This is a genomic window from Pantoea stewartii, from assembly GCF_011044475.1.
In the GTDB taxonomy this organism is placed as follows: domain Bacteria; phylum Pseudomonadota; class Gammaproteobacteria; order Enterobacterales; family Enterobacteriaceae; genus Pantoea; species Pantoea stewartii.
Genome location: NZ_CP049115.1, coordinates 1,325,391 through 1,337,744, shown reverse-complemented (window position 1 = coordinate 1,337,744; position 12,354 = coordinate 1,325,391). Strand labels below are relative to the sequence as shown.

At 50.4% G+C, this 12,354-nt stretch carries 12 protein-coding genes; 8 read left to right on the top strand and 4 right to left on the bottom strand.

What is annotated here, in order from left to right:
* The first annotated feature begins 66 nt into the window (after positions 1–66).
* Complete coding sequence (gene ompC, locus G5574_RS06380) at positions 67–1,194, top strand: porin OmpC (protein ID WP_006119981.1); 1,128 nt, start codon at positions 67–69, stop codon at positions 1,192–1,194.
* Between the two features lie 31 nt (positions 1,195–1,225).
* Here the strand turns inward: ompC and G5574_RS06375 are convergent, their stop codons facing one another.
* The gene (locus G5574_RS06375) at positions 1,226–1,381 is read right to left on the bottom strand and encodes a hypothetical protein (RefSeq protein WP_164482309.1); all 156 of its coding nucleotides are present in this window, start codon (positions 1,379–1,381) and stop codon (positions 1,226–1,228) included.
* Between the two features lie 147 nt (positions 1,382–1,528).
* On the bottom strand, positions 1,529–1,642 hold the full coding sequence (locus G5574_RS06370) for a hypothetical protein (protein WP_006119983.1): 114 nt from the start codon (positions 1,640–1,642) through the stop codon (positions 1,529–1,531).
* A 145-nt stretch (positions 1,643–1,787) separates the two neighbouring features.
* Here G5574_RS06370 and apbE point away from each other — a divergent pair, with 145 nt between their 5' ends.
* The 3 genes from apbE to G5574_RS06355 all read left to right on the top strand — a co-directional run bounded on the left by apbE (position 1,788) and on the right by G5574_RS06355 (position 5,221).
* The gene (apbE, locus tag G5574_RS06365; RefSeq protein WP_164482307.1) at positions 1,788–2,828 is read left to right on the top strand and encodes an FAD:protein FMN transferase ApbE; all 1,041 of its coding nucleotides are present in this window, start codon (positions 1,788–1,790) and stop codon (positions 2,826–2,828) included.
* Positions 2,829–2,841: 13 nt separating this feature from the next.
* Positions 2,842–3,483, top strand: a complete 642-nt coding sequence (alkB, locus tag G5574_RS06360) for a DNA oxidative demethylase AlkB (RefSeq protein WP_039338180.1) — start codon at positions 2,842–2,844, stop codon at positions 3,481–3,483.
* 85 nt (positions 3,484–3,568) lie between these two features.
* Complete coding sequence (locus tag G5574_RS06355; RefSeq protein WP_058702163.1) at positions 3,569–5,221, top strand: multidrug ABC transporter permease/ATP-binding protein; 1,653 nt, start codon at positions 3,569–3,571, stop codon at positions 5,219–5,221.
* Positions 5,222–5,383: 162 nt separating this feature from the next.
* Here G5574_RS06355 and G5574_RS06350 read toward each other — a convergent pair whose 3' ends face one another.
* On the bottom strand, positions 5,384–5,587 hold the full coding sequence (locus G5574_RS06350) for a hypothetical protein (protein ID WP_006119987.1): 204 nt from the start codon (positions 5,585–5,587) through the stop codon (positions 5,384–5,386).
* 253 nt (positions 5,588–5,840) lie between these two features.
* On the bottom strand, positions 5,841–7,094 hold the full coding sequence (locus G5574_RS06345) for a mechanosensitive ion channel family protein (RefSeq protein ID WP_039338178.1): 1,254 nt from the start codon (positions 7,092–7,094) through the stop codon (positions 5,841–5,843).
* A gap of 606 nt (positions 7,095–7,700) precedes the next feature.
* Here G5574_RS06345 and G5574_RS06340 point away from each other — a divergent pair.
* The 4 genes from G5574_RS06340 (at position 7,701) to G5574_RS06325 (ending at position 12,349) form a co-directional block, all read left to right on the top strand.
* Positions 7,701–9,104, top strand: a complete 1,404-nt coding sequence (locus G5574_RS06340; RefSeq protein WP_039338176.1) for a glycoside-pentoside-hexuronide (GPH):cation symporter — start codon at positions 7,701–7,703, stop codon at positions 9,102–9,104.
* 41 nt (positions 9,105–9,145) lie between these two features.
* Entirely contained in the window at positions 9,146–10,660 is a 1,515-nt protein-coding gene (gene arfA / locus G5574_RS06335) for an arabinosylfuranosidase ArfA (RefSeq protein WP_164482306.1), read from the top strand.
* Positions 10,661–11,224: 564 nt separating this feature from the next.
* Positions 11,225–11,446, top strand: a complete 222-nt coding sequence (locus tag G5574_RS06330; protein ID WP_164482305.1) for a hypothetical protein — start codon at positions 11,225–11,227, stop codon at positions 11,444–11,446.
* 33 nt (positions 11,447–11,479) lie between these two features.
* Complete coding sequence (locus tag G5574_RS06325; protein WP_244964672.1) at positions 11,480–12,349, top strand: SDH family Clp fold serine proteinase; 870 nt, start codon at positions 11,480–11,482, stop codon at positions 12,347–12,349.
* The last annotated feature ends 5 nt before the right edge of the window (positions 12,350–12,354 follow it).

The window sequence follows — 12,354 nt, the reverse complement described above, 5'->3', positions numbered from 1 at the left end:
CCTTCAACCGATTTATCATCGGTCAGCAGTGGCAAATATAAAAGGCACATAACAGAGGGTAATAAAATGAAGCGTCACATTCTCTCCCTGGCGATCCCTGCTTTACTCGCAGCGGCAGGATCGGCAAATGCGGCTGAAATCTATAATAAAGACGGCAATAAATTAGATTTATTTGGCAAGGTAGACGGCCTGCACTATTTCTCGGACAACGACAGTAGCAATGGCGATCAGTCGTATGTGCGTTTTGGCTTCAAGGGTGAAACCCAGGTTACCGATCAACTGAGCGGCTACGGCCAGTGGGAATACCAGGCCGCGCTCAACAATTCAGAAGCCCAGGGAACAGCTGACAGCTATACCCGTGTTGGCTTTGCCGGGTTAAAATTCGGCGATGCGGGCTCATTCGACTATGGCCGTAACTACGGTGTCGCTTACGACATTGGCGCGTGGACAGACGTGCTGCCTGAATTCGGTGGCGATACCTATGGCGCGGATAACTTTATGTTCCAGCGCGGTAACGGCATGGCAACCTACCGTAACAACGGCTTCTTCGGACTGGTCGATGGCTGGAACTTTGCGGTTCAGTATCAAGGCAAGAACGATAACCCTACTGAAACGTCAGGCGGTCGTGATGTGTTGGGTGAGAACGGCGACGGCTGGGGCCTGAGCACCACGTACGATCTGGGATCGGGCTTCGGCATCGGTGCCGCGACCTTCCAGTCCGATCGTACTAATAACCAAAATGGCAATGCGCCAGGCATTCTGGGACGCGGTGATAAAGCTGCAGCCTATACCGGTGGCCTGAAATACGACGCCAACAATATTTACCTGGCCGCGATGTACACGCGCGCCTATAACGCCATCAGCTTTGGCGACAGCACCAGCGGCAACCAGGCGAACACCGCTTACGGATACGCCGATAAAGCCGACAACTGGGAGCTGGTGGCGCAGTACCAGTTTGATTTCGGTCTGCGTCCGTCTCTGGCGTACATCAACTCACGCGGTACTGATGTCCAGAACTGGGGCAAACAAAACCTGAAGAAATACGTCGACGTAGGGGCGACTTACTACTTCAACAAAAACATGTCGACCTATGTTGATTATAAAATCAACCTGCTGGACGATAATGACTTTACCAAAGCGGCCGGTATCAATACCGACGATGTGGTGGGCGTAGGACTGGTTTACCAGTTCTGATAAAAGCAGGGAGCGCTATGCGCTCCCTGCGTTATTCCTCACCCACCGAGGCTGGCGGATGGTTTTCGTCTGACGGCACAAGAACGTTGCCGTATCTCGCCCCTTCAAACGCCACACCTGACAAGGTAAACGCGGCGTAACTCAACCAGCGTTGTAACGCCGTCATTCCGACTTCTGGCTTTTCCATCCTCTCTCTCCCGGCAACGCAGATAGCATTACACGTGCAGGATTCATGCCAGTCCGACCGCTCTCATAGCCACGGACATCTCGCCCGTTTTGCTACAATGGCCGGCGATTCAGGGGAAGAGAATGACCTTTGATGGTGCAGACGTGATCAACGACGGCGCAGATAAGTCGTAACCATGTGGCGGTGACGGCGTTGTTGCCAGGTTTTATAACTGCCAATAACGAACAGGCCCAGCGCAACGGCAAGGATTATATAAATCATCTGTTGCTCCTTATGCTTACGCCCTCAGTATTGAGGAGAACGATCCAGTCTGTGCGACTCACTCAGCTTTATCAACCAGTTTTAATTTAATTTACTTAATGTTTATGCTTTGAAACAGGCATAAAACGCCCGTTATGGATGAATAATGATGAGAAGTAAGATTAATCTGCTGTTAGTGGCGACGGTCCTGCTGGTAGCAGGATGTGATCATCCCGCATCAAAAACCAAAGACGGAATGGTGCTGGAAGGGAAAACGATGGGAACGGTGTGGCGGGTGAGCCTGGCGGGCGTGGATGAAACGCGTAAAGCCGATCTGCAGCAGCGCATTCAGCAACAACTGGATGCCGACGATGCCGAACTTTCAACCTGGAAGGCTACCTCCGTGCTCTCTCGCTTTAATCAGAGCCGCGCCACCACGCCGCAGCCGGTGAGTGAAAACATGGCTGATATTGTGACGATGGCTTTACGTATCGGTAAAAAAACAGCAGGCGCCATGGATATTACGGTGGGACCGCTGGTGAATTTATGGGGGTTTGGGCCGGATAAACAGCCCGTGCATATTCCCGATGATCAACAGATTGCTGCGGCCAGAGCGTTGACCGGCTTACAGCATTTGCGCGTCATACAGGGCAGCAACGGACAATGGCTGCAGAAAGATCTGCCAGGCTTGTATGTCGACCTCTCCACTATGGGCGAAGGATTTGCCACCGATCATCTGGCTCGCCTGATGGAGCAGGAAGGCATCAATAACTATCTGGTGTCGGTCGGGGGAGCCGTTTTATCCCGCGGAATGAACGCGCAGAACCAGCCGTGGCGGGTTGCGATTCAAAAACCGACCGACAGAGAAAATGCGGTTCAGGCCAGAGTCGATCTGCAGGGCCATGGGATCAGTACGTCGGGGAGCTATCGCAACTATTATGAACTGGACGGCAAACGCCTCTCCCACATTATTGATCCGGCCACAGGCCGGCCTGTCGATCACAAGCTGGTTTCGGCAACCGTGATTGCCACGACCGCGATGGAAGCCGACGGCTGGGATACCGGGCTTATGGTGCTAGGCACAGAAAAAGCCAAAGCGCTGGCTCTGAAAGAGAAGCTGGCGGTGTACCTGATTACGAAGGAAGGGGACAAATTTGTGAGCTGGATGTCGCCACAATTTACCGCTTTCATTATTCCATCTGACTGACAGAGAGAAACGCATGCTGGATCTGTTTAGTGACGCTTCACCCTGGCAGGAACCGCTGGCGGACGGCGCCGTGATATTGCGGCGACGTGCCCGCGATCAGGCCGACGCACTGTATGAGGCGATCATGACGATTGCGAAGAGCAATCCGTTTGAACACCGTATTACGCCGGGAGGACACCGCATGTCCGTCGCCATGACCAACTGCGGTGATTTTGGCTGGTCCACGGATGCGCGCGGCTACCGTTACAGTGAGCAGGACAGCACACATCAACGCCAGTGGCCTGCGATGCCGGAGACGTTCCGGCTACTGGCCCGTCAGGCGGCAGAAGAGGCGGGCTTTCCGGCGTTTAACCCAGATGCCTGCCTGATCAACCGCTATGAACCTGGGGCAAAACTGACTTTGCATCAGGATAAAGACGAGAAAGATCTGCGTCAGCCGATCGTTTCTGTGTCGCTGGGGTTGCCTGCTGTATTTCAGTTTGGTGGCTTTGAACGCAGCGATCAGGCGCAGCGGGTGCTACTTGAACACGGCGATGTGGTGGTCTGGGGCGGCCCGTCTCGCCTGCGTTACCATGGAATATTGCCGCTGAAAGCCGGTATTCATCCGCTGACTGGCGCGTTCCGCTATAACCTGACATTTCGCCGGGCGTTTTAACGTGCGCAAGTTAGTGCGAATAACTATTGCTATCATTTGCCATCACTTTACACTGCAGGCTCACTGGATTGCCGGGTAAGGTTTTATGGCGTTGTTACAGGTTGTTTTTAATCAGTATCGCTGGCCGTTTATTGGCGTGATTTTGCTCACCCTGCTGAGTGCGGCATTGGGATTAGGCATGATTGCGTTTATTAACAGCCAGATGATTGTTGCGGTGAATACCTCGCTAAGCGTGTTGCCGGCTTTTCTGGCTCAGGTCGCGCTGCTGATGGCAGTGACCCTGGCTTCACAGCTGTCGCTGACCTGGCTGGGGCATCAGTTTGTCTGGCGGCTGCGCGGCGAATTTATCAAACGTATTCTGGATACGCGCGTGGAGCGCATTGAGCAAACAGGCAGTGCGCAACTGCTGGCAGGATTAACCAGCGATATCCGGGCCATTACCCTTGCGTTTGTGCGTCTGCCGGAGCTTATTCAGGGCATCATTATCACGCTGGGGTCAGCGCTCTATCTTGCCTGGCTGTCGCCGAAAATGTTGCTGGTGACCAGCGGCTGGCTGGCTGTGACGCTGGTGGGCGGCTGGATGCTGGTTTCCCGGGTTTATCAGCACATGGCGAAACTGCGTGAAGTTGAAGACAACCTTTACCGTGACTACCAGACGGTGATTGAAGGACGTAAAGAGCTGCAGCTTAACCGCGCGCGTGCCCGACTGATTTATGACACGGTTTATCAGCAGGATGCCCGCGCTTACCGGCACCACATTGTGCGCGCCGATACTTTCCACCTCAGTGCCGTCAACTGGTCAAATATCATGACGCTGGGTGCTATCGGCATGGTCTTTTTCATGGCAAACAGTCTGGGCTGGGCGAATACGGCTGTCGCAGCAACGTTTTCCCTGACGCTGCTGTTTCTGCGCACGCCGCTGCTGTCGGCGGTAGGGGCCTTGCCGACATTGCTCAGCGCGCAGGTGGCCTTTCGCAAACTCGCGCTGTTTGAACTTGCACCTTATCAGCCTGATTTTCCTGTCCCCGCAGCAACAACTCCGTGGCAAACGCTTGAGTTGCGCGACGTCACCTTTCATTACGGTGAAAACGGGTTTCGGGTGGGGCCGGTCAACCTGACGCTTCGTCGTGGCGAACTGGTGTTTTTGATTGGCGGTAACGGCAGCGGTAAGTCGACGCTGGCGATGCTGCTGACAGGTCTGTATCAGCCCCAGTCCGGTTGTCTGGTGATCGACGGTCAGCCGGTCGATGCTGGCGACCGGGATGCCTGGCGGCAGCATTTTTCAGCCGTCTTTACCGATGTGCACCTGTTTGATCGCCTGATTGACAGTCAGGGCGAACCGGCTTCGCCTGCCCGCGTCCAGCTATGGCTTGAAAAGCTAAAAATGCAGGACAAGCTGAAGATTGAGGGGAATAAGATACTTAACCTGCAACTGTCGAAGGGGCAGAGCAAAAGGCTGGCGTTACTGTTGGCGGTGGCGGAACAACGCGACGTCTTGCTGCTGGATGAGTGGGCCGCCGATCAGGACCCGCATTTCCGCCGGGTGTTTTACCGCGAACTGCTGCCTGCGTTGCAGGCGGCGGGCAAAACCGTCTTTGCAATCAGCCATGATGATCACTACTTCATTCATGCCGATCGTCTGCTGGAGATGCGCGATGGCAGGCTGTATGAGTTAACCGACAGTGAGCGCGAGCGGGCCACGCAGGATGCGATAAAGCTTACCGATACCGGCTTGTAGACGCGTGGCAGCCGTTGCCGGCGCATCGACGATTAACGGAAATAAGACAAAAGATAAAGCCGCTCAAATCAGCGGCTTTTCAATGTTGGGTTGGCGTTTTCAGCTTCCACTCAGGCCTGACAGTGCCAGAGCCAACAACGGTGGGTTGGTCGCTTGAGATAATCAATCATTGGGTGGGATGGCAAAGTTTTTCAGTGACACAACAAAGTGGTGTTGGCCTTTACTGATGCGCGCACCGCGATCGCACCACTGACTTGCCAGACGGAAGAAATCGTCACAACCGATGTCGTATGCCAGCTCCACCTTACTGATGCCTGAATGCAGTAAGTCTTCCGCATCCTTCAGGTTCTTAGCTTTGATGACCATATCTGTATCCTCGATTTCAGGAAGCAACAGAATAAGTTATTTTTATTACAAAATTGTTTCAATTTCATGAATGGCTGTCATATTTGCCCGTTTTGTGAAGCCACAAACACTTTGCATGTCACGTTAACCCAATGACTTTTTTCCTGAATCTCCCTTTCAGGCCTTTTTCTGGCAAGCCAGAGGGAAACCGCCTCAGCATTGCCCGACTGACTATCCGCTCACTGCCATGCTATCTGTTCTGCGTTTTCCACTTTCACGGTTGGGGTTCACTTTCTGCTGCTTGCCGGACAGGCCCCTGCGACAGAAAACTGAGATCGCTGCCGGACGGGCGCTGATAAATACGTAATGAAAAAACGTTAGCGATGGCATAGATATATTCAAAGATTGCCGACTGCGTATTTTCATAGTCCACCCAGAGTACGGAGGAGGTAAAGCAGTAGATCTCAATCGGTAACCCTTCGGCTGACGGTTTCAGCGATCTCACCACGATATACATGTCTTTGTGGATATCCTCCCGCTGTGTCAGCCAGGCAGTAAGATAGTGACGAAAGACCATCAGGTTAGTCATGCCGTTTTCAACAAACCAACGGTCACCGACCGCGCTCAGTTCCCGACCATCCATCAGCTTTGACAGTTGTTCGCTGATGCCGCGGACCTGGACCATCGGCTCCAGCATGGCATGATCTACAAAGCGTATTGACGTTTGATCAAGGTAGAAACTCCGCATAATGCGTCGTGCCCCGGAGGAAAACATTGCCTGCCAGTTGGTGTACGTTTCGGTCAGAAAGGTTTTTGTGGGCACACGCGAAAGTGTATTGTCCCAGTTACGAATGGTGATGGTGTGCAGCGCGATATCAATGACCTCGCCACTGATATTATTCGCGGGCAGCTCAATCCAGTCGCCAAGCTGTAGCACGTCATTCGATGAGAGCTGAATATTCGCCACCAGTGATAACAAGGTGTGCTGAAAGACCAGCATCAGAACCGCTGCCACGGCACCCAGACTGGAGATGATAATGGCTGGCGACTTATTCGACATAATGGCCAGGATCATTATCGCAGAGATAATGTGGACCAGAATCTTACCGACCTGAATATAGCCCTTGATTGAATGATTTTTACGTTTTGATTTTTTGACATAGGAGATGTTCACAATCTCCAGTACTTCATTAAAAAACAGCGACAGATAAACCATAAATAAAATGCCGCAAATGGTTTTTATGGCGATTAACAGGTGCTCGGGCAGGTCCGGCATAAACTGCAACAGGAAGTAGACCGTGATGACCGGAATAAAATTGGATAGTTTTTCAGACAATCTGACATCTTTATCCAGCGGCACCTGATTCTTGTGACTGCTGAAGAACACTTTACGCACCACTCTGACCACAAAAAATTTGCATATCAGATGGGCTACCAGGCCCGCGACAATCAACACCAGGAGGTTAACAGCAATAGAAAGGGCGGGTTTATTCTCGATAAAGTGTTGTATGTCGTTAAAATAATTCATGTTAATCGTAAGCCTGGAAATGTTGCTGGTATTCAACCACAAACCTGTTGATGGCGATAAGCGTAGCGTGCGCCTGCTCTTCGCGCGACCGCGGTTAAATAAATGTTGTTTGTGCCTGAATGTAAGCCGCGCGGCACGGGCCGTCAGCCCGGAGGTGGTGACCCTGCTGTTGTTGACGTGCGCGGCTATCTGTTTCAGCGCGGGTCGTTAACCACGATGTTTTGTCGATGCATCGCATTGTCTCATGAAGGTGAGTGCGGGTAACGCGCGGAGGTCTCCATCGCAGCAAACCGCATTGCAGATAAAGACAGGGAAGAGGCGAATCAGAGAAGGAATAATATCGTCGGCGTTTTTCTCCTTTGCACAGGGAAGGTGATTAGCGTCGGGTTTTATACTTGCAGAAAATTAAATTTTTGATGGTGACTGACGCGTATTAACCAGGCTGCTGTCGGTTTTATCCCAGGCGAGATGATGGCTGAATATATGCCCATATACGCTGAATACATGGAATATATGGTTATTATTTTGCTTATGAGAGCGTTATCGTAGGTTAAAAACACCTCTAAAACATATGCTTATCGCCACCTCTTTTCAGGAAGGTGGAAAATGAAAACGCACATAACGTCAACCATTCATGCCGATTACACTGTTCAGTCAGACCGCTCGGGTCGTGTAGGCTTTATTGAGAAGGCCGGATTTGGGGCCGGTGATGCAGCCTGTAATATGCTGTTCAACCCGATAACCCTGTTCCTGTCATTTTTTTATACGGATATATTTGGTCTGGCACCGGGCGTGGTGGCGACCATCTTCCTTGTTGTCCGTTTTGCAGATGCGATTTTTGATCCTTTTTATGGCGCCTGGATTGATAAAACCACCACACGCTGGGGACGCTTTCGTCCGTGGATCATTGGCTTCGCCGTACCGTTTGCGATGAGTTGTATGGTGATGTTTTACACGCCCGATTTGCAGGGCAATGCAAAGATCCTGTATGCGTTTATTACCTATCTGATTTTGTCACTGCTGTATTCCGGTGTGAATATTCCGTACTGCTCGCTAGGCGGTGTTATCACCACCAATGCGCAGGAGCGGGTGTCCTGTCAGCAGTTTCGTTTTATGGGCGCTGGCTTTGCCAGCTTATTCTGTACTCTGACATTGTTGCCGATGGTGGCTTTCTTCGGTAACGGCAACCGGCAAATGGGCTTCTTTTGGGTCATTACGATTTTTGCCGTGATTTCCCTGTTCCTGTTTGTCTTTTGCGTGGCTACGACACGGGAGCGCGTGATCCCCAAAAGCAACGCCGGGGATTCCATCTTTAACATTATCCGGCAAATCATGAAAAACGATCAGTGGGTCGTCTGTGTCTTTGCCATGTTCCTGGATTGTATTCCGTCGTTTGTGCGCGGGGCCGCGTGTATTTATTTTGCCAAATACGTGATGGGGCTAAACGATTATTATGCCACGCTATTTCTGAGCACCGGGATTGTCGCCGGGATTCTGGGTTCCTATATCACACCGTATTTCACCAACCGCTGGTGCAAAGTCACCGTTTACCAGGCATGCAAAGCTATCGCGCTGATGATGTCTGTCGGGTTCTTTTTTCTGCCCGCGCAGAATGTGCTGGTGGTCTTTGTCTGGTTCTTTGTTCTGTCAGTGATTCATCAGATTGGCGCGCCCATTCTGTGGTCGTTTATTGGCGATGTGGATGACTATGGCGACTGGAAAACGGGTAAACGCCTGTCCGGCATCTGTGCCTCCGGTAACCTGTTTTCACTCAAAATTGCGCTGGCTGTCAGTGGCGCGATGGTGGGGGCAGTGCTGTCGGTTACCGGTTATCAGGCCAATGTCGCCATTCAAAAAGCTAGCGCGATTGCGGGCATTTATACGCTGATGGTCTGGATTCCGGTCGTGGGTTATCTGCTTTCTGTGTGGCTGGTCCGCACGCGCTACATACTGACCACGGCCAAAATGAAAACCATCGAAGACGACCTGTTATCGACGCATTCTGAGTGAGCCTCTGCGCGTTCGCCACAGAGAAGACAGAAGGGGAGAGAATGATTAAGTACTTTTTTCAAAAACAAAACTACATCGGCCAGGTCAATGACGCGCTGTACGGTTCTTTTGTGGAACATCTTGGACGTGCGGTCTACAGCGGTATCTATGAACCCGGTCATGTCACGGCGGATCGGCACGGTTTTCGTCAGGATGTGGGGGCCCTGGTGCAGGATCTGGGGATTAACACCGTACGCTATCCTGGTGGCAACTTTGTCTCCGGTTACAACTGGCGAGACGGTATTGGGCCGCAAGCTGAGCGTCCGGTGCGGCTGGATTACGCATGGCTTACCAAAGAGAGCAATCAGTTTGGCATTGATGAGTTCGCGACCTGGTGTGAAAGCTATGGGCTGACGCCCATGATTGCCGTAAATCTTGGCACCGGCACGCCGCAGGAGGCCGGTTACTTTATTGAGTACTGTAATGTGGCATCGGGGACCGCGCTGAGCGACTTGCGTATCCAGCATGGTCGGGCAGCGCCGTACAATTTTAAACTCTGGTGCCTGGGTAACGAGATGGACGGTGACTGGCAAACCGGGCAACTGAGTGCAGAAGATTACGTGAAAAAAGCCCGAGAAACGGCAAAAATCATGCGCTGGGTCGATCAGGATATCAGGCTGGTCGCCTGTGGCAGTTCAAACTCGTTACAGGCCAGTTATCCGGAATGGGATCGCATCGTTCTGGAAGGGCTTTATCATCAGATCGATTACCTTTCCTGCCACCACTATTTTGAAAACAGCACCGGCAATCCGCAGGACTTCCTGGCGTCTTTCCAGCGAATGGATGATTTTATTCATACCATCACGGCCACAGCCGACTATGTGAAAGCCAAACTGCGTAGCGATAAAAAAATGATGCTGTCGTTTGATGAATGGAATATCTGGTCCATCGAAGGCGAGCCCTGGCAGGATTACTTCACCGATCCCGCTAATCGCTACCAGGAAGCACCGCCGTTACTTGAGCAGTCTTACACCTTCCTTGACGCGCTGACGTTTGGCGGGCTGATGTGCTCGTTACTCAATCACTGTGACCGCGTAAAAATGGCTTCTCTGGCCCAGTTAGTTAATGTGATTGCCCCCATCTTTACCCGTCCGGGAGGCGAGGCCATTCGCCAGACGATCTACTGGCCTTTCCATATGGTGAGCCATTGCGGGCGAGGGCATGCCTTACGCTATTTTGCCAATGTTCCCACCCTGAATACGGTGCACGGCGAAACCCGGCAGATACAGAGCGCGGCGGTGTACAACGAAGAGAAACAGCAAATTGCCTTCTTCGCGCTCAATATGCACGAGCATGATGCAGCGGATATGGCCTTTATGCTCGATGGCTTTGGTGAAGGGACGATAGCCGAACACAGCATACTGGCAGGTTATGCGCTGGACGCAAAAAACACTTTTGCTCAGCCCGACAACGTGGTGCCAACGTCACGCACGCTCACTGAGGCTGAACGTCGTAAGATGCAGGTGGCGTTGCCGCCGCTGAGCTGGAACCGGGTGCTGATTGATCTGCGGGGCTGAATACAGGTCGGGCCGGCCAGGTTGGCGGGCCCGGAGACAGACATAAAAAAACCAACCGTAAAGGTTGGTTTTTTCGGGATAATTTGGTCGGCACGAGAGGATTTGAACCTCCGACCCCTGACACCCCATGACTGTGTTTAATAATCGCTTGAGGCCCCGTAATCACTGGATTAAAAGGCCATTTGTATGTCTAAACAACCAGTAGATTTTATGCATTTCATGCATCATATACATCAAGGACTTATGGGGTGGTTTTACCATTGGTTGTAGTGATTATTTTTAGCACTTGTTCAGTAAGAAATTTTCAAGATCATTCTCATTAACAATGTTGTTTAATGTGACCTCAGCCATCACAGTTTGTAAATGTCAATTTTTAAACGCAAATTAAGCACGTTTTGATTGTATTTTTTGCAAATCAATGGCTATAGTCAGCCTAATTTTATTACTGAAGTATTAATAACTTACCCCTCTACTTAGGGGGTAATATCATCAACTTAAACTTAAAACACAATATGTAGTGCTGTATTTAGGCTCTGATACTATATGTTGTGTGTAGGGGGTAAAATGGACGCTGTTAAATTCTTTGAAGAATTCAACATAAAACATCATGAGCTGCAGAATGGTGAGTCAGTCCAGCATTATGCCAGTAGAGTGTTGATTGGCCATTCAGCGGGCGGTCTTAACGCTTCTCCAGAGAGCTTTTCCGTGCATTATTCTTATGGATCTATTGCACAAGAAGCCGTATCCGATAATAATTCAGATACCCATACCCTTTATACTTATTAATCTATGCCAAATTGGAAAGATGTTTTGGGCGAGATGGGAATCGTCGCCCAACGTACTCCAGCGGATGCGGTACGTTTGAAATACCTCAATGAACTCTCTATACATACTGGTCGAAATGTAATCTCTTATTATTCAGGATTTCTTCAGAAAAAAGGTCCAGGTTCCGAAAACCTCGTTGGGATGACGGATGATGATAAGAATGGATTGATGTCTGCCATTAATGGATTAGATACCACGCTAGGGTTAGATATACTTTTGCATACTCCTGGCGGTGAAATTGCAGCCTTAGAATCAATCGGTCATTACCTACGTTCCAAGTTTGGCACAAACATTCGAGCTATTGTTCCGATGACATCTATGTCATGTGGCACTATGCTGGCTTGCTGTGCAAAAACCATAGTGATGGGTAAACAGTCTAACTTAGGCCCAATTGATCCTCAGTTTGGTGGAATGTCCACTCATGCCATTATTGAAGAATTCGAGCGCGCAAAAAAAGAAATCAAAGCCAACCAATCTGCACTAGCATGGTGGCAATTCAATTTGCAAAAACTTCATCCCACGTTAATTGGCGAATGCGAAAAAGCTATTGAGTGGGCAAATGAAATTGTTCAAAAATGGTTATGCACCGGAATGTTCTCTGGTGATGCTGATGCCGTAGATAAAGCAAAACATATTTGTGATGAGCTTAACAACCATCACACTACCTATACTCATGCAAGACATATTCATCTCGACAAGGCTAAATCAATTGGTTTGAATATAGTTGAGTTAGAAGAAGATCAAACTTTACAAGATTTAGTCTTAACTGTTCATCATTGCTATATGCACACATTTGGTACTACCAAAGCAGCAAAAATTATTGAAAACCACAATGGTAGCATTGTTATGTGGAATACCCCTTAGCTCTA